At 66.1% G+C, this 18,485-nt stretch carries 18 protein-coding genes and 1 pseudogene; 14 read left to right on the top strand and 5 right to left on the bottom strand.

Annotation, left to right across the window (positions count from 1 at the left end):
* Positions 1-29 precede the first annotated feature (29 nt).
* The 5 genes from QFZ91_RS17745 (at position 30) to lnt (ending at position 5,362) form a co-directional block, all read left to right on the top strand.
* Positions 30-1,115 (top strand): PhoH family protein, encoded by a 1,086-nt coding sequence (locus QFZ91_RS17745; protein ID WP_429567943.1) that lies wholly within the window; start codon positions 30-32, stop codon positions 1,113-1,115.
* 90 nt (positions 1,116-1,205) lie between these two features.
* On the top strand, positions 1,206-1,667 hold the full coding sequence (gene ybeY, locus QFZ91_RS17740) for an rRNA maturation RNase YbeY (protein WP_429567942.1): 462 nt from the start codon (positions 1,206-1,208) through the stop codon (positions 1,665-1,667).
* A gap of 32 nt (positions 1,668-1,699) precedes the next feature.
* Positions 1,700-2,359: a gamma-glutamylcyclotransferase gene (locus QFZ91_RS17735; protein WP_176121805.1), complete on the top strand. Its 660-nt coding sequence runs from the start codon at positions 1,700-1,702 to the stop codon at positions 2,357-2,359.
* Positions 2,360-2,578: 219 nt separating this feature from the next.
* Positions 2,579-3,484 (top strand): HlyC/CorC family transporter, encoded by a 906-nt coding sequence (locus QFZ91_RS17730; protein ID WP_368596410.1) that lies wholly within the window; start codon positions 2,579-2,581, stop codon positions 3,482-3,484.
* Positions 3,485-3,604: 120 nt separating this feature from the next.
* The gene (gene lnt / locus QFZ91_RS17725; protein ID WP_429567941.1) at positions 3,605-5,362 is read left to right on the top strand and encodes an apolipoprotein N-acyltransferase; all 1,758 of its coding nucleotides are present in this window, start codon (positions 3,605-3,607) and stop codon (positions 5,360-5,362) included.
* 87 nt (positions 5,363-5,449) lie between these two features.
* Here lnt and QFZ91_RS17720 read toward each other — a convergent pair whose 3' ends face one another.
* A complete protein-coding gene (locus QFZ91_RS17720) occupies positions 5,450-6,064 on the bottom strand; it encodes a glutathione S-transferase C-terminal domain-containing protein (RefSeq protein WP_176105091.1) in 615 nt (204 codons plus the stop codon).
* Between the two features lie 211 nt (positions 6,065-6,275).
* Here QFZ91_RS17720 and QFZ91_RS17715 point away from each other — a divergent pair, with 211 nt between their 5' ends.
* From QFZ91_RS17715 to purH, 5 genes and pseudogenes are all read left to right on the top strand, one after another.
* Positions 6,276-7,685, top strand: a complete 1,410-nt coding sequence (locus QFZ91_RS17715) for an aminopeptidase P N-terminal domain-containing protein (protein WP_429567940.1) — start codon at positions 6,276-6,278, stop codon at positions 7,683-7,685.
* Positions 7,686-7,691: 6 nt separating this feature from the next.
* Complete coding sequence (locus QFZ91_RS17710) at positions 7,692-8,963, top strand: UbiH/UbiF/VisC/COQ6 family ubiquinone biosynthesis hydroxylase (RefSeq protein WP_176365609.1); 1,272 nt, start codon at positions 7,692-7,694, stop codon at positions 8,961-8,963.
* Positions 8,964-9,149: 186 nt separating this feature from the next.
* A complete protein-coding gene (gene dusB / locus QFZ91_RS17705) occupies positions 9,150-10,226 on the top strand; it encodes a tRNA dihydrouridine synthase DusB (RefSeq protein WP_429503170.1) in 1,077 nt (358 codons plus the stop codon).
* Entirely contained in the window at positions 10,223-10,456 is a 234-nt protein-coding gene (locus tag QFZ91_RS17700; protein WP_013090496.1) for a Fis family transcriptional regulator, read from the top strand. Before dusB ends, QFZ91_RS17700 begins: the two co-directional genes overlap by 4 nt.
* Before the next feature lie 56 nt (positions 10,457-10,512).
* Positions 10,513-12,080: pseudogene (gene purH, locus QFZ91_RS17695) on the top strand (bifunctional phosphoribosylaminoimidazolecarboxamide formyltransferase/IMP cyclohydrolase).
* 74 nt (positions 12,081-12,154) lie between these two features.
* Here the strand turns inward: purH and QFZ91_RS17690 are convergent.
* The gene (locus QFZ91_RS17690) at positions 12,155-12,394 is read right to left on the bottom strand and encodes a hypothetical protein (protein WP_176121812.1); all 240 of its coding nucleotides are present in this window, start codon (positions 12,392-12,394) and stop codon (positions 12,155-12,157) included.
* A 131-nt stretch (positions 12,395-12,525) separates the two neighbouring features.
* Here QFZ91_RS17690 and ruvC point away from each other — a divergent pair, with 131 nt between their 5' ends.
* From ruvC to QFZ91_RS17670, 4 genes are all read left to right on the top strand, one after another.
* Positions 12,526-13,068 (top strand): crossover junction endodeoxyribonuclease RuvC, encoded by a 543-nt coding sequence (ruvC, locus tag QFZ91_RS17685; RefSeq protein WP_008919621.1) that lies wholly within the window; start codon positions 12,526-12,528, stop codon positions 13,066-13,068.
* A gap of 88 nt (positions 13,069-13,156) precedes the next feature.
* A complete protein-coding gene (gene ruvA, locus QFZ91_RS17680) occupies positions 13,157-13,738 on the top strand; it encodes a Holliday junction branch migration protein RuvA (RefSeq protein ID WP_018421776.1) in 582 nt (193 codons plus the stop codon).
* Positions 13,739-13,768: 30 nt separating this feature from the next.
* On the top strand, positions 13,769-14,830 hold the full coding sequence (gene ruvB / locus QFZ91_RS17675; RefSeq protein ID WP_429567939.1) for a Holliday junction branch migration DNA helicase RuvB: 1,062 nt from the start codon (positions 13,769-13,771) through the stop codon (positions 14,828-14,830).
* A 23-nt stretch (positions 14,831-14,853) separates the two neighbouring features.
* Positions 14,854-15,828 (top strand): oxygenase MpaB family protein, encoded by a 975-nt coding sequence (locus QFZ91_RS17670; RefSeq protein ID WP_429567938.1) that lies wholly within the window; start codon positions 14,854-14,856, stop codon positions 15,826-15,828.
* A gap of 36 nt (positions 15,829-15,864) precedes the next feature.
* Here QFZ91_RS17670 and QFZ91_RS17665 read toward each other — a convergent pair whose 3' ends face one another.
* The 3 genes from QFZ91_RS17665 to tyrS all read right to left on the bottom strand — a co-directional run bounded on the left by QFZ91_RS17665 (position 15,865) and on the right by tyrS (position 18,348).
* Positions 15,865-16,539 (bottom strand): histidine phosphatase family protein, encoded by a 675-nt coding sequence (locus QFZ91_RS17665; protein ID WP_176121815.1) that lies wholly within the window; start codon positions 16,537-16,539, stop codon positions 15,865-15,867.
* Positions 16,540-16,642: 103 nt separating this feature from the next.
* The gene (gene dtd, locus QFZ91_RS17660) at positions 16,643-17,101 is read right to left on the bottom strand and encodes a D-aminoacyl-tRNA deacylase (RefSeq protein ID WP_429567937.1); all 459 of its coding nucleotides are present in this window, start codon (positions 17,099-17,101) and stop codon (positions 16,643-16,645) included.
* A complete protein-coding gene (tyrS, locus tag QFZ91_RS17655; RefSeq protein WP_429567936.1) occupies positions 17,098-18,348 on the bottom strand; it encodes a tyrosine--tRNA ligase in 1,251 nt (416 codons plus the stop codon). Before tyrS ends, dtd begins: the two co-directional genes overlap by 4 nt.
* Positions 18,349-18,485 lie beyond the last annotated feature (137 nt).

Raw genomic sequence — 18,485 nt, 5'->3', positions numbered from 1 at the left:
ATCGCAACCGACAGGATCGACTCACCGCCTTGAAGACCACTCAGCAGCATCTGGAATTCACCGCACCGCGCGATGACAACGCGCGGCTTGCCAACCTCTGCGGACCGCTCGACGAAAATCTGCGGCAGATCGAGCAGGCGCTCGACGTGACCCTGCAGCGGCGTGGCCACCGCATCACGATCCGCGGGCGCGGCGCGAAACTCGCGCTCACCGCGCTCGAAAACTTCTACAACAGCGCACGCGAGCCCTTGTCGGTCGACGACATCCAGCTCGCGCTCGTCGAAGTGCGCCATCCGGCGCGCCATCGTTCGAATGGCAACGGCAATGGCAACGGCGGCGACGCCGTCGACCCGCACTTCGCCGGCAATCCCGATCACCCGTTCGACCAGCCCGCCGATGCCGATGCGAGCGAAGACGACTTCGAGGAATACGGCCCGAAACTGTACACGCGGCGCGCGGATCTGCGCGGCCGCACGCCGGCGCAGCGCGAGTACCTGAAGCAGATCGTGTCGCACGACGTCACCTTCGGCGTCGGCCCGGCCGGCACTGGCAAGACCTACCTCGCGGTGGCCTGCGCGGTCGACGCGCTCGAGCGCGACCAGGTCAAACGCATCGTGCTGACGCGCCCGGCCGTCGAAGCAGGCGAGCGGCTCGGCTTTTTGCCGGGCGATCTGGCGCAGAAGGTCGATCCGTATCTGCGTCCGCTGTACGACGCACTGTACGACCTGCTTGGCTTCGACAAAACCGCGAAGATGTTCGAGCGGCAGATGATCGAAATCGCGCCGCTCGCGTACATGCGCGGCCGCACGCTAAATCACGCGTTCATCATCCTCGACGAAGCGCAGAACACCACGCCCGAGCAGATGAAGATGTTCCTCACGCGGATCGGCTTCGGCTCCAAGGCGGTCGTCACCGGCGACACGACCCAGGTCGACCTGCCGCGCGGCCAGAAGAGCGGGCTGATCGAAGCGCAGCAGGTGCTCGCGAACGTGCGCGGCATCGCGCTCACGCGCTTCACGAGCGCGGACGTGGTGCGCCATCCGCTGGTCGCGCGAATTGTGGAGGCGTACGATGCGCATGCGCAGAAGTCGAGCGCCGCGGCCGATTCGCGCTAAAGCGATGGGCTTCGCAGCGCGAGGCCCGCGTGGCCTCGCCACCATGCCGCAAAAAACGACTGAGCCACGAACGCCACACACATAAACCGCATGAGCCGCACCCCGAAACTAACACTGAGCCTGCAATTCCCCGCTGCCAAAGCCTGGCCGGAACACAAGGCGCTACTGCCGCGCGCGACGGTGGCAGGCTGGATCAAGGCGGCGCTGTTCGCAGACGGCGAACTGACGGTTCGCTTCGTCGACGCCGAAGAAGGCCGCACGCTGAACCGCACCTATCGCGGCAAGGATTACGCGACCAACGTGCTGACCTTCACTTATGCCGAATCGGAAGACGACCCGGTTACGGGCGATCTGATTCTTTGCTGCCCGGTGATCGAGAAGGAAGCCGCCGAGCAGGGCAAACCGCTCGCCGCGCATTACGCGCACCTGCTCGTGCACGGCACACTGCATGCACAGGGTTACGACCACGAGGTTGAAGAAGAAGCCGAGGAAATGGAGGCGATCGAAACCGAAATCCTCGCCAGGCTCGGCTTTCCGGACCCTTATCAATAGACGTCCACGCCCCTCCTCCAACCGAACCCACCGTGAGCACTCCGTCCCCCGAAACCGAGATTCCCGTGCCCTGTCCGGACTACCCGCCGGTGCTCGGCGACTCGCGGCTTCTGACTGACGACGAACTGCGCGCGTCGCTTGAATGCACGTTGCGCGGCTGGGACCGCCAGAGCGATCTGTGGCTGTTCGGCTATGGCTCGCTGATCTGGAACCCGGGACTGCCCACCGTCGAAGCGATGCGCTCGAAGGTGCACGGCTATCACCGCGGCCTCTATCTGTGGTCGCGTGTGAATCGCGGCACGCCCGAGCAGCCCGGCCTCGTGCTCGCGCTGGATCGCGGCGGCTCGTGCACCGGCATGGCGTTCCGGCTCGCGGCCGATGGCTCGATGCCGCATCTCGAAGCACTGTGGCGCCGCGAAATGCCGATGGGCTCGTACCGTCCCGCGTGGCTGCCGTGCGTCCTCGCGGACGGCCGGCGCGTAGACGCGCTCGCCTTCGTGATGCGCCGCGACGTGCCAAGCTACACCGGCAAGCTGCGCGACGACATCATTCAGACCGTGCTGGGCTGCGCGAGCGGCCGCTACGGCACGACTTTCGATTACGTAAGCCGCACCGTGCATGCGCTGCGCGAAAGCGGCATGCCGGACCGCGCGCTCGAAGCGCTGCTCGCGCGCTGCAAGCCGGCCGTGTAATTTCGTCATCTCGGCGAAAACCCCACCCGCGACTTTTTTGCCGGCGAGCGCTTTTGCCCGCGTAATCGGTTAGGATGATTCCACGCTCCGCCTTCGCGGCGCGGCCGTTTCACCTTGGCTTCACTCATCGCCAGGCCCGGCCGGACACGGTTCCGCCATGTGCCTGGTGTATCCTTAACGCTTTGTAACAGCGCGCCCAGTCTCGCCGGGCGCACTACCATGAACGACACGTATCCCAGTCGACGCCATACCGGACGCCATCTCGACAAACCGCAGGAAAAGCGCTCGCTGCTGGAACGCCTGACCGACTTCATCTCGCCCGAACCCGACTCGCGGGCCGAACTTCTGGAAATTCTGCAGGACGCGCACGAGCGCAACCTGATCGACGCCGACTCGCTGTCGATGATCGAAGGCGTGTTCCAGGTCTCGGAACTGAGCGCGCGCGACATCATGGTGCCGCGCGCGCAAATGGACGCGATCAACATCGCCGACAATCCAGCCGAATTCATCCCCTACGTGCTGGAGAAAGCGCATTCGCGCTATCCAGTCTACGAGGGCAATCGCGACAACATCATCGGCGTGCTGCTCGCGAAAGATCTGCTGCGCTACTACGCCGAAGAAGAATTCGACGTGCGCGGCATGCTGCGCCCGGCCGTGTTCATCCCCGAGTCGAAGCGGCTGAACGTGCTGCTGCACGACTTTCGCGTGAACCGTAACCACCTCGCGGTGGTCGTCGACGAATACGGCGGGGTCGCGGGCCTGATCACCATCGAAGACGTGCTGGAGCAGATCGTCGGCGACATCGAGGACGAATACGATTTCGACGAGGAAAGCGGCAACATCATCGCGTCGCCGGACGGACGCTTCCGGGTGCGCGCGCTGACCGAGATCGAGCAGTTCAACGACACCTTCGGCACGCAATATTCAGACGAAGAAGTCGACACGATCGGCGGGCTGGTCACGCATCACTTCGGCCGGGTGCCGCATCGGGGCGAGAAAGTGCGCCTCGACGATCTGATCTTCGAGATCCTGCGCGGCGACGCCCGCCAGATCCACATGCTGCTGGTGCGCCGCGACCCGCTCGCGGGCCAGCGCGAACGCGAGTCGCAGCACGTGCAGACCTGAGCCGGCGGCTCGGGCCGATGCACGGCCCGAGCGCCCGCGCGTTGTTATTGCGGGCGCATGTGCGCCGACTCGTTTGCCTGCTGATTTACCCTTTCAACTTCCGACGCCGACCGCGCAACAATGGCCGACCCGATCACTTCCCGTTCGCACCGCGGCGTGAGCGCTCCCGCCCCCGCTGCCACCGACGACGTCACGCGCAGCCGCGCGCTGCCGCGCTGGCACTACCTCGTCGCACTGGCCGCGGGCGCGGCCAATACGCTGTCGTTCGCGCCGACGCCGCATGGCGGCTGGCTGCAACTCGCGATCTTCGTGTTCTTCTTCGCGTGGCTCACGCGCAGCACCGGCTGGAAAAGCGCCGCGTTGACGGGCGGCGCGTTCGGCTTCGGCAACTTCGTGAGCGGGGTCTGGTGGCTGTATGTGAGCATGCACTACTACGGCGGCATGCCGGCGCCACTCGCCGGCACGGCGCTCGTGCTGTTCTCGCTGTATCTCGCGCTCTACCCGGCGCTCGCCGCGGGGATATGGTCGTTCTGCGCCGGCCATGCGCGCAACGGCGCAGCCGACGACCGTGCGCCATTCTCGCCGACCTGGCACGGCGCGCTGGCTTTTGCCAGCGCGTGGGCAATCGGCGAATGGCTGCGCGGCACGGTGTTCACCGGCTTTCCGTGGCTCGCCACCGGTTACGCGCAAGTCGACGGCCCGTTGGCGGGGTTTGCGCCCGTGGTCGGCGTATATGGCGTCGGCTGGATGGTCGCGCTGACGGCCGCGTTGATCGTGCAGGCGTTGTTGGCGCTGCTGCCGTCGTGGCGCCCCGGGCGTGCCAATGAATCGCGCGAGCCGAACGCCAGCGCCGCTGGTGACGTCGACAGCCGCGCCGCGCGCGGCCGCGGCACGCGCGTTGCCGCCATCGCCGTGCCAGCCTGCGTCGCGCTCGCGCTGCTCGTGATGGGCCTGCTGCTGCCGCTCGTGCAGTGGACGACACCCGCCAACGCGCCGCTGACGGTGCGGCTGCTGCAAGGCAACGTGAAGCAGGAGATGAAATTCGAGGAAGCCGGCTTGCGCGCGGCGGTCGACGAGTATCAGAAAATGATCACGTCGAAGCCGGCCGATCTGATCGTCACGCCGGAAACCGCGATCCCCGTGCTCGCGCAGCAACTGCCGCCGAACTTCGCGGCCGCGATCCGCCAATTCACCGATTCGACCGGCAGCTCGCTGCTGTTCGGCGCGATCGGCGGCACGATCACGCCGGAAGGCCGGGTGGTCGACTACACCAACAGCCTGTTCGGCGTCACGCCCGGCTCGCACGAAATCTATCGCTACGACAAGCACCATCTGGTGCCGTTCGGCGAATTCGTGCCGTGGGGCTTCCGCTGGTTCGTGAACCTGATGAACATACCGCTCGGCGACTTCTTCCGTGGCCCGCCTGTGCAAAAGCCGTTCATGGTGCATAACCAGCCGGTAGCGTTGAATATCTGCTACGAGGACATCTTCGGCGAGGAAATCGCGCGCACGCTGCGCGAGAACGCGACGCCCGCCGGCGTGCTGATCAACTCGACCAATCTCGCGTGGTTCGGCGACACGATCGCGCTCGACCAGCATCTGCAGATCGCGCGCATGCGCTCGCTCGAAACCGGCAGGCCGATGCTGCGCGCAACCAACACCGGCATGACCGCCGCAATCGACGCGAACGGCCGCGTGATCGGGCGCCTGACGCCGTACACGGTCGGCTCGCTCGACGTCAACGTGCAAGGCACCGCCGGCAACACACCTTACGTGACGAGCGGCAACAACACGGTGCTCGCGGTGTCGGTGCTGCTGCTCGCGATCGGTTTCGCGTTCGGACCGGGGATCGCGCGGCGGCGCAACGGCAAGCGGTAACGCCGGCGCCCACGTCAAACGAACCCCGCCCGCAAAAAAAATGCGCCTGACATGCAGGCGCTTTTTTTTATGCTCATTCGAGCTTCATCAATCCTTCGGCGCCGTATCGATGAACGACTGCCGCTGCGACAGCTTCTGGAAGTGCTTGTCGAGGTTCGGATGCGCTTCGCGCCAGTTAAGTTCCGGCATACGGAAGTCCAGATAGCCGAGCGCACAGCCCATCGCGATGTCGGCCAGCGTGTAGTGATTGCTCGCGCACCACGGCTTGCTGCCAAGCCCCTGCGACATCGCGATCAGCGCTTCGTCGATCTTGCGCTGCTGCCGCGCGACCCATGCGTCCACGCGCTGCTCGGGCGCGCGCTGCGTGCTTTCGAGACGGATCAGCACGGCCGCGTCGAGCACGCCGTCGGCTAGCGCCTCCCAGCAGCGCACTTCGATGCGCTCGCGCCCGGACGGCGGAATCAGCTTGCCCACCGGCGACAGCGTATCGACGTATTCGCAGATCACGCGTGAATCGAACACGGCTTCGCCGTCTTCCATCACGAGGCACGGCACCTTGCCGAGGGGGTTGAAGGTGTGAATCCGGGTATCCGGCGCCCAGACGTTCTCGGGCACCAGTTCGTAGTCGATCTTCTTGTCGGCGAGCACGATGCGCGCTTTACGCACATACGGGCTGCCGAACGAACCGATGAGTTTCATCATGACCTTCTGCCTTTTTCTGAATCCGGCGAAAGTATAAGTGGTCTAAGGCTTTCGCGAACGTGCTGGCGGCATGTTCGCGAACTGCCCGCCGAGCCGCTGTGGACGGATTGCAACATGACGGCGGCCGCCGCGCCGTCGGAATCCGCACAAAGGGAGTCGATGTCGTGCGCGGAGAATGGGGAGAGGAGACACGCGGCGCTACAATCGCACGATGAACCAGCCGACCGAACCCACCATCGCCATCGACGTCTACCGCACGCGCCGCGAGCGCGTTCTCGCCGCGCTGCGCGCCGCGGGCGGCGGCGTCGCCATCGTCCCGACCGCACCGGAAGCGCTGCGCAACCGCGATACTGACTATCCGTACCGCCACGACAGCTACTTCTATTATCTGACCGGCTTCACCGAGCCCGAAGCGCTGCTGGTGCTCGATGCCAGCTCTGTGCCCGGCGCGCCTGCGTCGGTGCTGTTCTGCCGCGAGAAGAGCGTCGAGCGCGAAACGTGGGAAGGCTTCCGCTTCGGTCCCGACGGCGCGCGCGAGGCATTCGGGCTCGACGCCGCGTTCGCGATCGGCGAACTCGACACGCAGTTGCCGCGCATCATCGCCGACAAGCCGGCGCTGCACTATGCGCTCGGCACCTCGGCGCATCTGGACGAGCAGGTGCGCGGCTGGCTCGACGCGGTGCGCGCGCAAAGCCGCAGCGGCACCGTCGCGCCCACGGCCGCGCGCAATCTGCTGCCATTGCTCGACGAGATGCGGCTCGTCAAGGACGACCACGAGCTCGCGATCATGCGCCGCGCCGGCCAGATTTCGGCGGCCGCGCATCGTCGCGCGATGGCGGTGTGCCGGCCCGGTATCCGCGAGTACGAACTCGAGGCCGAACTGCTCTATACGTTCCGCAAGTTCGGCGCGCAGGCGCCGGCCTATACGTCGATCGTCGCGGCCGGTGCGAACGCGTGCGTGCTGCACTACCCCGCCGGCAACGCGATCGCGCGCGACGGCGACCTGATCCTGATCGACGCGGCCTGCGAACTCGACGGCTACGCGTCCGACATCACGCGCACGTTCCCGGCGAGCGGCCGCTTCACACCGGCGCAGCGCGAGCTGTACGACATCGTGCTGGCCGCGCAGCAAGCCGCCGTCGATGCGACGCGCGCCGGCGCGAGCTTCGACGATCCGCATCAGGCCGCGCTGCGCGTGCTGTCGCAGGGGCTGCTCGACACTGGCATCGTGCCGCGCGCGAAGTTCGCATCGGTCGACGACGTGATCGCCGAGCGCGCCTACGCGCCGTTCTACATGCATCGCACCGGCCACTGGCTCGGCATGGACGTGCACGACTGCGGCGACTACCGCGAGCGCGGCGCGCCGCGCGACGAAGCGGGCGCGCTGCCGTGGCGCACGCTGCGCGCGTCGATGACGCTGACGATCGAGCCGGGCCTGTACGTGCGCCCGGCCGAAGGTGTGCCCGAGCGCTACTGGAACATCGGCATCCGCATCGAGGACGACGCGATCGTCACGCCGACCGGCTGCGAGCTGATCACGCGCGACGTGCCGGTCGCCGCCGACGAGATCGAGGCGCTGATGCAGCAAGCACGAGCGGCTGCTCATCAACAGAGGACCTGATCGGCGATGAATGAAGCGTCTCCATCGGCGGTGATCCTGAGGCCCGCCTCCCACCAGCAAGGGTTCGATTTCGATGTGACGATCGTCGGCGCCGGTCCGGTCGGCCTCGCGCTCGCCGGCTGGCTCGCGCGCCGCAGCGTGACGCGCGAGCTGAAGATCGCGCTCGTCGACGCGCGCGAGCCGGAAGACTCGATCGCCGATCCGCGCGCGATCGCGGTCTCGCACGGCAGCCGGATGATCCTCGAGCCGCTGCGCTGGCCGGCCGACGCCACCGCGATCGAGCGCATCCACGTGTCGCAGCGCGGTCATTTCGGCCGCACGCTGATCGATCATCGCGAGCACGGCCTGCCCGCGCTCGGCTACGTGCTGCGTTACGGCTCGATCGTGCATGGCCTCGCCGACGCCGTGCACGCGACGCCGGTCCATTGGTTCCGCTCGACGTCGGCCGGTGCGCCGGTTCAGGAGCTCGACGGCGTCACGCTGCCGATCGAAACCGCGGGCGTCGCGCGCCAGTTGCGCACGCGGATTCTGGTGAACGCCGAGGGCGGCCTGTTCGGCGACCAGAAGCACGCGAAAAACCCGAGCCGCGCCACGGACGAAGACGCCGGCGCACGCAGCATCGGTAAAAATCACGCCGGCTCGCGCGACTACGGCCAGACCGCGTTGGTCGGCACGGTCACTGCGTCCGCACCGCAGCCGCACGTCGCATGGGAGCGCTTCACGTCGCAAGGCCCGATCGCGCTGTTGCCGATGGGCGGCGTGCGCGGTGCCGACTACGCGCTCGTCTGGTGCTGCGCGCCCGATGAAGCCGCGCGCCGCGCTCAGCTCTCCGACGAAGCGTTCCTGCGCGAGCTCGATGCCGCGTTCGGCGACCGCATGGGCCGCTTTACGCACATCAAGGGCCGTGCGTCGTTTCCGCTCGGTCTCAACACGGTCGACACGCTCGTGAACGGCCACATCGTCGCGATTGGCAATGCGGCGCAGACCTTGCATCCGGTGGCGGGCCAAGGCCTCAACCTGGGCCTGCGAGACGCGCACGCTCTCGCCGATGCGCTGTCGGCCGAGGGCCCGACACCGCTCGCGCTCGCCACTTTCGCGCAGCGCCGCGCGCTCGACCGGCGCCTGACGATCGGTTCGACCGACACGCTCGCGCGCCTGTTTACCATCGACTTCGCGCCGCTCGCGGTACTGCGCGGCCTCGCGCTGACCGCACTAGAATTCGTCCCGCCGGTGAAAACCGCGCTCGCCCGCCAGATGATGTTCGGCCAGCGCCGCTAAGGACGCAAAACGCCGCGCGGCTCTATGAGCCGCGCGACTTTCATAGAAGATTTAACAGGTTACGAGACCCGGTTCGCGAGTCTCGGCAACCCGTTAACGCTAAAATGGTGGTTTTCCCTCGCATTTCGCGCTGCGCCGGCCGTCACGATTGTCAAATCTGACCCGACGTCGGCGCACGCTCACGTCATGCCCACTCTCGGCCCCCACATTCTGCGCAATAACCTGTTCGTCGCCCCGATGGCCGGCGTGACCGACCGGCCGTTTCGCCAGCTGTGCAAACGGCTCGGAGCGGGCTACGCGGTGTCGGAAATGGTCGCGTCGAACGCGCAGTTGTGGAAAAGCGAAAAGACCATGCGCCGCGCGAATCACGAGGGCGAGGTCGAGCCGATCGCGGTGCAGATCGCTGGCGCCGACCCGGACATGATGGCCGAGGCCGCCCGCTACAACGTCGCGAACGGCGCGCAGATCATCGACATCAACATGGGCTGCCCGGCCAAGAAGGTTTGCAACGTGGCAGCCGGCTCGGCGCTGCTGCAGAACGAACCGCTCGTGCAGCGCATTGTCGAGGCCGTCGTAAACGCTGTTGGCGTCGGGCCCGACGCGGTACCGGTCACGCTGAAAATCCGCACCGGCTGGAATCGCGAGAACAAAAACGCGCTGAACGTCGCGCGTCTCGCGCAAGCGGCGGGCATTTCAATGCTGACCGTGCACGGCCGCACGCGCGCCGACCTGTACCACGGCGACGCCGAGTACGAAACCATCGCCGCCGTGAAAGCGGCGGTCAACATTCCGGTCGTCGCGAACGGCGACATCACGTCGCCGCAAAAGGCGCGCGAGGTGTTGGCCGCGACCGGCGCGGACGCGATCATGATCGGGCGGGCCGCGCAGGGTCGTCCGTGGCTGTTCCGCGAGATCGAACATTTCCTGCAAACGGGCGAGCTGCTGCCGCCGCCGCGCATCGACGAAATCCAGCAGGTGATGAACGAACATCTCGAAGATCACTACGCTTTTTACGGGGAATTTACCGGTGTCCGCACTGCGCGCAAGCACATCGGCTGGTACACTCGCGGCCTTTCCGGCGCCAACCTGTTCCGGCATCGCATGAATACGCTGGACACCACGCGCGAACAACTCCTCGCCGTCAACGAGTTCTTTGACGCGCAAAAGGCGATCTCAGACCGCCTCGTCTACGTCGACGAAGCGCCCGGCAACCCCGGGCTCGACAGCCAGGGCGAGGACAACACCGACCGACTAGCAGCATGAGCAAGAACAACATCGAACAATCTGTCCGCGACAGCCTGGATGTGTATTTCCAGGATCTCGACGGCTCCAATCCGCACGACGTCTACGACATGGTCATTTCATGCGTGGAAAAACCCTTGCTCGAAGTGGTGCTCGAGCAGGCCAACGGTAACCAGTCGCTGGCCGCCGAGTATCTCGGCATCAACCGCAATACGCTGCGCAAGAAGCTGCAACAACACGGTTTGCTGTAGCGCGTTGAAGTTTCTCGCGCCCTGCCACGTTTCCCCTTCGGCTTTTCGTCTTCATCATGATCAAGCAAGCGCTCATCTCCGTTTCCGACAAGTCCGGCATCGTCGACTTCGCCAAATCGCTGTCGGACCTCGGCATCAAGATCCTGTCGACCGGCGGCACCGCGAAACTGCTCGCGGACGCGGGCCTGTCCGTCACCGAAGTCGCCGACTACACGGGCTTCCCGGAAATGCTCGACGGGCGCGTGAAAACACTGCATCCGAAGGTGCACGGCGGCATCCTCGCGCGCCGCGATCTGCCCGAGCATATGGCCGCGCTCGAGAAGCACGACATTCCGACCATCGACCTGCTGGTCGTGAACCTGTACCCGTTCGTGCAGACCGTGTCGAAGGAAGAGTGCTCGCTCGAAGACGCAATCGAGAACATCGACATCGGCGGCCCGACGATGCTGCGCTCGGCCGCGAAGAATCATCGTGACGTGACGGTGGTGGTCGATCCGGCCGACTACGCGGTCGTGCTCGACGAAATGCGCGCGAACGGCAACACGGTGTCGTACAAGACGAACTTCCGTCTCGCGACCAAGGTGTACGCGCACACCGCGCAGTACGACGGCGCGATCACGAACTACCTGACGAGCCTGACCGACGAGTTGCAGCACTCGTCGCGCAACGAGTACCCGGCCACCTTCAACATGGCGTTCAACAAGGTGCAGGACCTGCGCTACGGCGAAAACCCGCACCAGAGCGCGGCGTTCTACCGCGACCTGACCGTGCCGGACGGCGCGCTCGCGAACTACAATCAGTTGCAGGGCAAGGAACTGTCGTACAACAATATCGCCGACTCCGACGCGGCGTGGGAATGCGTGAAGACCTTCGACGTGCCGGCCTGCGTGATCGTCAAGCACGCGAATCCGTGCGGCGTCGCGGTGGGCGCGAACGCGCACGAAGCGTACTCGAAGGCGTTCCAGACCGATCCGACCTCGGCGTTCGGCGGCATCATCGCGTTCAACCGTGAAGTCGACGAAGCAGCGGCGCTTGCCGTTGCGAAGCAGTTCGTCGAAGTGCTCATCGCGCCGTCGTTCAGCGCCGAAGCGCGTCAGGTGTTCGCGGCGAAGCAGAACGTGCGTCTGCTCGAAATCGCGCTGGGCGAAGGCCACAACACTTTCGATCTGAAGCGCGTCGGTGGCGGCCTGCTGGTGCAGTCGCTCGACTCCAGGAACGTGCAGCCGCGCGAGTTGCGCGCGTCGTCACGAAGCGTCATCCGACGCCGAAGGAAATGGACGATCTGCTGTTCGCATGGCGTGTCGCGAAGTACGTGAAGTCGAATGCGATCGTGTTCTGCGCGAACGGCATGACGCTCGGCGTCGGCGCGGGTCAGATGAGCCGCGTTGACTCGGCGCGTATCGCGAGCATCAAGGCGCAGAACGCCGGTCTGACGCTGGCCGGTTCGGCGGTCGCATCGGACGCGTTCTTCCCGTTCCGCGACGGTCTCGACGTCGTGGTCGCGGCAGGCGCGACCTGCGTGATCCAGCCGGGTGGCTCGGTGCGCGACGACGAAGTGGTCATGGCCGCCGACGAGCACAACATCGCGATGGTGCTGACGGGCGTGCGTCACTTCCGTCATTGATCGGCTGAAGTTCGGTAGCTGAGAAAAGGCCCGGCGGGTTGTCCCGCCGGGCTTTTTGTCTTGCAGCGACGCGTTCAATCATCCGGATCTTTGCGCGCGTAACCGTCCCGCACTTGCGCATGCTGGCTGATGTACGTGCCCAAACCCTGGCCGCGCCGCGCGAGACGCTTCAGTACCGCGAGATGCTCGGCGCCGACACTTGCCTCTGTGTACCAATACACGACGCCCGGCCGAAAGCGCACCTTGATGAAATCGTCGCCGATTTCATAGGCGTCGACGCCCGAGTCGCGGCTGAGATTGCGGTAGCGCTCCATTCCCGATCGCCCTCCTCGTGCAAAGCCTTTAGCAGCTTTTATTCCGCCAGGCATGCTGCCAGCGGTCCGCCGCACGCCGCGTTCGTTGTAGTATCTCAGGCACCTGGTTTTTATCGCTTGTGCGGCACTTGATGAGAATTCTCGGCATCGACCCCGGCCTGCGCGTGACCGGCTTCGGCGTGATCGAACAACACGGCCACACACTGCGCTACGTCGCGAGCGGCGTGATCCGCACCGCCGACGCCGATCTGCCGTCGCGGCTCGGCACCATCTTCGCAGGCATCTCGACGCTGATCCGCGAGCACGCGCCGGATCAGGCGGCGATCGAAAAAGTCTTCGTCAACGTCAATCCGCAGTCGACGCTGCTGCTCGGCCAGGCGCGCGGCGCCGCGATCTGCGGGCTCGTCGCGGGCGGCGTGCCGGTCGCCGAATACACCGCGCTGCAACTGAAGCAGTCGGTGGTCGGCTATGGCCGCGCGACCAAGGAGCAGATGCAGCAGATGGTCGTGCGGCTCTTGAGCCTGTCGGGCGTGCCGGGCACCGACGCCGCCGACGCGCTCGGCATGGCCATCTGCCATGCGCACGGCGGCTCGACGCTGAGCACGCTAGGCGGCATCGCACCGGCGCTCGCGAAGAAGGGTCTGCGGGTGCGGCGCGGGCGTCTCGTCGGCTAGCGCAACGTAGACACGCGATGCCGTTTGCGCCGCCGATCCGCTGCGCTACACTCGCGCATTCCCATCCGACTCTGAAAACTAATCCGCCATGATCGGTCGCATCGCCGGCGTTCTGCTGGAAAAAAACCCGCCGCATCTGCTCGTCGACTGCAACGGCGTCGGCTATGAAGTGGACGTGCCGATGAGCACGTTCTACAACCTGCCGTCGACCGGCGAGCGCATCGTGCTGCTCACACAGATGATCGTGCGCGAAGACGCGCATCTGCTGTACGGCTTCGGCACCGCGCAGGAACGCGCGACCTTCCGCGAGCTGCTGAAGATTTCCGGCATCGGCGCGCGCATGGCGCTCGCGGTGCTGTCGGGCATGAGCGTCGCGGAGCTCGCGCAGACCGTCACGATGCAGGACGCCGCGCGCCTCACGCGTGTGCCGGGTATCGGCAAGAAGACCGCGGAGCGGCTGCTGCTCGAACTGAAGGGCAAGCTCGGCGCCGACCTCGGTGCGATGGCGGGCGCCGCGTCGCCATCCGACCACGCGTCGGACATCCTCAATGCGCTGCTCGCGCTCGGCTACTCGGAAAAAGAAGCGCTCGCGGCGATCAAGAACGTGCCGGCCGGCACGGGCGTGTCCGAGGGCATCAAGCTCGCGCTGAAGGCGCTCTCGAAGGGCTGATGCGCGATCCGTGCGCGGTACAATGAGCAGATGATCGAAACCGACAAACTCGCCGCCGAGCGCATCATCGCGGCCACGCCCGTGTCGCCGAACGAAGAAGCGTTCGAACGCGCGCTGCGCCCGCGTCAGCTCGACGAATATGTCGGGCAGGAGAAAGTCCGCGGCCAGCTCGAAATCTTCATCGAGGCCGCCAAGCGCCGTTCCGAATCGCTCGACCACGTGCTGCTGTTCGGCCCGCCGGGCCTCGGCAAGACCACGCTCGCGCACATCATCGCGCGCGAGATGGGCGTCAATCTGCGGCAAACGTCGGGGCCCGTGCTCGAACGCGCCGGCGACCTCGCCGCGCTGCTCACCAATCTCGAAGCCAACGACGTGCTGTTCATCGACGAAATTCACCGGCTCTCACCGGTCGTCGAGGAAATCCTCTATCCGGCGCTCGAGGATTATCAGATCGACATCATGATCGGCGAAGGGCCCGCCGCGCGCAGCGTGAAGCTCGATCTGCAGCCGTTCACGCTGGTCGGCGCGACCACGCGCGCGGGCATGCTGACCAATCCGCTGCGCGACCGCTTCGGCATCGTCGCGCGACTCGAGTTCTACAAAGCCGAGGAGCTCGCGCGCATCGTCACGCGTTCGGCCGCGCTGCTCGGCGCGCAGATCCATCCGGACGGTGCCTTCGAAATCGCCCGTCGCGCGCGCGGCACGCCGCGTATCGCGAACCGCCTGCTGCGGCGCGTGCGCGACTTCGCCGAAGTGAAGGCCGACGGCAACATCACCGCGCAGGTGGCCGACGCCGCGCTCAGCATGCTCGACGTCGACGCGGTCGGCTTCGACCTGATGGACCGCAAGCTGCTCGAAGCGATCCTGTACAAGTTCGACGGCGGCCCGGTCGGTGTCGACAATCTCGCGGCGGCAATCGGCGAGGAGCGCGACACGATCGAAGACGTGCTCGAGCCGTATCTGATCCAGCAGGGCTTCCTGCAGCGCACGCCGCGCGGCCGCGTCGCCACGCTGCTCACGTATAGGCACTTCGGGCTGGCCGCGCCGGATTCGTCGAGCGCGCTGCCGGGCCTGTGGGATTCCAAGAACTGAGTCACGCGACGAGGCCGACCAGGATGTCCGACCAAACCCAGCAACCCGGCCCTCCCAATCGTTCACCCGTCAATCCCGCCGGCGACCCGTCCGGCAATTTCACACAGCGCCTCACCCACCGCCTGCGCTCCAAACTCGCCGCCGGCGTCACGCATCTGACGACCGGTAGCGGACCGGTGCTCGACTACTCGTCGCCGCCGGGCGATCCCGGCCTGTTCGGGCCGAACTCCGTCTGCTGGAAAGTCCACGCCGACTTCACGTCGATGATGGCGGGCGGCATCAGCGCGCTGCTGCTGCAAGCGCTGCATCCGCTCGCGCTCGCGGGCGTCTGGGACCACTCGAGTTTTCGCACCGACATCCTGGGCCGGCTGCGTCGCACGGCGACGTTCATCGCCGGCACGACGTACGGCAGCAAGCGCGATGCGCTCGCGTTGATCGAGCGTGTGAAGCGCATTCATCTCGACGTGACCGGCGTCGCACCGGACGGCCAGTCGTATCGCGCAAGTGAGCCCGCGCTGCTGACGTGGGTGCACGTCGCGGAGGTGTCGAGCTTCATGACCGCTCATCTGCGCTATGTGAATCCGGTGCTGTCCGTCACCGCGCAGGATCAATACTTCGCGGAAACCGCGCGCATCGCGGAAATGCTCGGCGCCGTCGATATTCCGCGCTCGCGCGCCGAGATCGAGGCCTACCTGCTCGCGATGCGGCCTGCCCTCGTCGCCAGCGAGCGCACGCGCGAAGTCGTCAGGATTTTGATGAACGCGCCGGCACCGAGCTTCGCGATGCGGCCCGCCGGCACGCTGATGCTCAACGCGGGCGTCGATCTGTTGCCCGACTGGGCGCAGTCGATGCTCGATTTGAATCGCTACGCGGTGCTGCGTCGAACTCTCGCACGGCCTGGCGTGCGGGTCGTCGCGCCGGTAATCCGCTGGGCGTTGATCAATGGCGTATCGAAGCGGGCCCGGCGGCGCGCGGCGGCGGTGCGGCGGCAGGATTGATCGCGCCGCGCGAGCCGGGCTATTGCCGGCTTCGGCTTACCGCTTCGACTCCGGTCCCTTCCTGAAACCGTCATCGTCGGCGCTGCCGGCTTCGAGATGCGATACGTCCGCCCACGTCACGATCGTCGCGCGATCGTTCCCGTAATCCACGACGTTCAGGCTGGTGTTCAGCAACGGGTAATTGCGCGGTGCGTCGAGCGGCATACTGGTTGCAAAGCGGTGCACGCAGTCGAGCACGCCGCCATGCGTGACACACACGATGCGCCCACCCGGATGCGCGGCGACGAGCGGCTCGATCGCGTGCATGATGCGGTGATAGAACACGCGGTGCGACTCGCCCCCGGGCGGCGCGAAGCCGGGATCACGGGTTTGCCACTGCGCGTATTCGTCGGGGAAACGTAGCGCGATCTCGTCGCTGTCATGGCCCTGGAACGCGCCGTACGAGCGCTCGCGCAAGTTCTCGCGCGATTGCAGCGGCAGGTCGAGCGCCTCGCCGATCGGCTGCGCGGTCTGCTGCGCGCGCTGCAGGTCGCTCGAATAGATTGCGTCGAGCCGGGCGCCCTGCTTCGCCTCGGCGGCGAGGCGCTGCGCGAGACGTTGCGCCTGCGCGATGCCGGTCGTCGCGAGCGGAATGTCGATGTGGCCTTGAATCCGCTTGATGCGGTTCCAGTCGGTCTCGCCGTGCCGGATAAACAGGATCTGCGTCGTCATGAGAGAGAGGTGCCGTTCGCGGTTGTGTCCAGCGGCTATTGTCGCAAAAAGCGGCGGCGCGGCTCGCATGCCGCGGCCGCGCGCTCGTACCGTTTGCGCTCTTTTACGCGTTGGTCTGCAACCAGAACGTGACCGGCCCGTCGTTGACGAGCGACACCTGCATCTCCGCGCCGAACTCACCGGTCTCGACGATCGGATGCTTCGAACGCGCAGCCGCGACGAAGTAGTCGAACAGGCGCTTGCCCTCGTCGGGTGGCGCGGCCGGCGTGAAGCTCGGGCGCAGGCCGCTGTTGGTATCTGCGGCGAGCGTGAACTGCGACACCAGCAGCAGGCCGCCCGCGCGCCCTGCGCCGTCGAGATTTTGCACCGAGAGGTTCATCTTGCCGGCCGCGTCGCTGAACACGCGGTAGCCGAGCACCTTGGCGAGCAGCTTGTCGGCCACGGCCTCGGTGTCGCCGCGCTCTGCGCAGACGAGCGTGAGCAGGCCGGCGTCGATCGCGCCGGTTACCCGATCGGCGACGCGCACTTCGGCGCGCCGCACACGTTGGATCAGCGCGATCACGCCGTCAGCGTCACGCGTGCGAAGCGGCGCTTGCCGACCTGCACGACGTACTCGCCCGCTTCGACCTTCAGGCCTTTGTCGGACACCGCGGTGCCATCGATCTTCACGCCGCCCTGCTCGATGTTGCGCAGTGCCTCGCTCGTCGACGGCACGAGGTTCGCCTGCTTCAGCAGCTGGCCGATCGCAAGCGGTGCGCCTGCCAGCGTCACGGCCGGAATATCGTCGGGCACGCCGCCCTTCGCGCGATGATTGAAGTCTTCTAGCGCGCGCTCGGCATCCGCCTGCGAGTGGAAACGCGCGACGATTTCCTGGCCGAGCATCACCTTGAAGTCGCGCGGATTACGGCCCGCTTCGGCTTCGCGCTTGAAGCCGGCGATTTCGTCCATCGGACGGAACGACAGCAACTCGAAGTAACGCCACATCAGCGTGTCGGAGATGCTCATCAGCTTGCCGAACATGTCGGTCGGCTTTTCGCTGATGCCGATGTAGTTGTTCTTCGACTTCGACATCTTCTCGACGCCGTCGAGCCCTTCGAGCAGCGGCATCGTCAGGATGCACTGCTGCTCCTGGCCGTACTGCTTCTGCAGCTCGCGACCGACCAGCAGGTTGAACTTCTGGTCCGTGCCGCCTAGTTCGAGGTCCGCGTTCAGCGCGACCGAGTCGTAGCCCTGCATCAGCGGGTACAGGAATTCATGGATCGAGATCGGCACGCCGCCCTGGAAGCGCTTCGTGAAGTCCTCGCGCTCGAGAATGCGCGCGACCGTGTAGCGCGACGCGAGCTTGATCATGCCCTCGGCACCGAGCGGCATCGACCATTCGCTGTTGTAGCGGATCTCGGTCTTGTCGCGATCGAGCACGAGGGCGGCCTGCTCGAAGTAGGTTTTCGCGTTCGATTCGATCTGCTCGCGCGTGAGCGGCGGGCGGGTCGCGTTGCGCCCGGACGGGTCGCCGATCAGCGACGTGAAATCGCCGATCAGGAAAATCACCGTGTGGCCGAGGTCCTGCAGCTGGCGCATCTTGTTCAGCACGACCGTGTGGCCGATGTGGATGTCGGGTGCAGTGGGATCGAGCCCGAGCTTGATGCGCAGCGGCTTGGCCGTCGCCGCGCTGCGCGCGAGCTTTTGCGCGAATTCGTCTTCAATCAGCAGTTCGTCGACGCCGCGCTTGGTCACGGCGAGCGCGTGACGGACTTCGTCGGTGATCGGGAAGGCGGAAGCGGGATTGGGCTGGGTGGACTCGGTGCTCATGCTGGAAACGTGAAGTCGCGAAAAAACAGGATTGTCCCATAGATGCGCGCCGCCGCGCCCACTGACACGCCCTGTGCGGCTCCGCGACGGGCGATTTCGTTGCCGCTCGCGTCACCTACCGCGTTTGCGCCGATAAT

The organism is Paraburkholderia sp. JPY419 (assembly GCF_050435705.1).
Lineage (GTDB): Bacteria > Pseudomonadota > Gammaproteobacteria > Burkholderiales > Burkholderiaceae > Paraburkholderia > Paraburkholderia youngii.
Note: the sequence above shows the minus strand (reverse complement) of the source record. Positions and strands in the feature narration are given on the sequence as shown.

What these genes read in the sequence shown, in the direction of transcription:
- ybeY (WP_429567942.1), top strand. Translation starts at nt 1,206, where the DNA reads ATGAGCCGCACCCCGAAACTAACACTGAGCCTGCAATTCCCCGCTGCC.
- QFZ91_RS17710 (WP_176365609.1), top strand. Translation starts at nt 7,692, where the DNA reads ATGAATGAAGCGTCTCCATCGGCGGTGATCCTGAGGCCCGCCTCCCAC.
- QFZ91_RS17690 (WP_176121812.1), bottom strand. Translation starts at nt 12,394, where the DNA reads ATGGAGCGCTACCGCAATCTCAGCCGCGACTCGGGCGTCGACGCCTAT.
- ruvB (WP_429567939.1), top strand. Translation starts at nt 13,769, where the DNA reads ATGATCGAAACCGACAAACTCGCCGCCGAGCGCATCATCGCGGCCACG.
- QFZ91_RS17700 (WP_013090496.1), top strand. Translation starts at nt 10,223, where the DNA reads ATGAGCAAGAACAACATCGAACAATCTGTCCGCGACAGCCTGGATGTG.
- lnt (WP_429567941.1), top strand. Translation starts at nt 3,605, where the DNA reads ATGGCCGACCCGATCACTTCCCGTTCGCACCGCGGCGTGAGCGCTCCC.
- tyrS (WP_429567936.1), bottom strand. Translation starts at nt 18,348, where the DNA reads ATGAGCACCGAGTCCACCCAGCCCAATCCCGCTTCCGCCTTCCCGATC.
- QFZ91_RS17720 (WP_176105091.1), bottom strand. Translation starts at nt 6,064, where the DNA reads ATGATGAAACTCATCGGTTCGTTCGGCAGCCCGTATGTGCGTAAAGCG.
- QFZ91_RS17715 (WP_429567940.1), top strand. Translation starts at nt 6,276, where the DNA reads ATGAACCAGCCGACCGAACCCACCATCGCCATCGACGTCTACCGCACG.
- ruvC (WP_008919621.1), top strand. Translation starts at nt 12,526, where the DNA reads ATGAGAATTCTCGGCATCGACCCCGGCCTGCGCGTGACCGGCTTCGGC.
- QFZ91_RS17730 (WP_368596410.1), top strand. Translation starts at nt 2,579, where the DNA reads ATGAACGACACGTATCCCAGTCGACGCCATACCGGACGCCATCTCGAC.
- dusB (WP_429503170.1), top strand. Translation starts at nt 9,150, where the DNA reads ATGCCCACTCTCGGCCCCCACATTCTGCGCAATAACCTGTTCGTCGCC.
- QFZ91_RS17670 (WP_429567938.1), top strand. Translation starts at nt 14,854, where the DNA reads ATGTCCGACCAAACCCAGCAACCCGGCCCTCCCAATCGTTCACCCGTC.
- ruvA (WP_018421776.1), top strand. Translation starts at nt 13,157, where the DNA reads ATGATCGGTCGCATCGCCGGCGTTCTGCTGGAAAAAAACCCGCCGCAT.
- QFZ91_RS17665 (WP_176121815.1), bottom strand. Translation starts at nt 16,539, where the DNA reads ATGACGACGCAGATCCTGTTTATCCGGCACGGCGAGACCGACTGGAAC.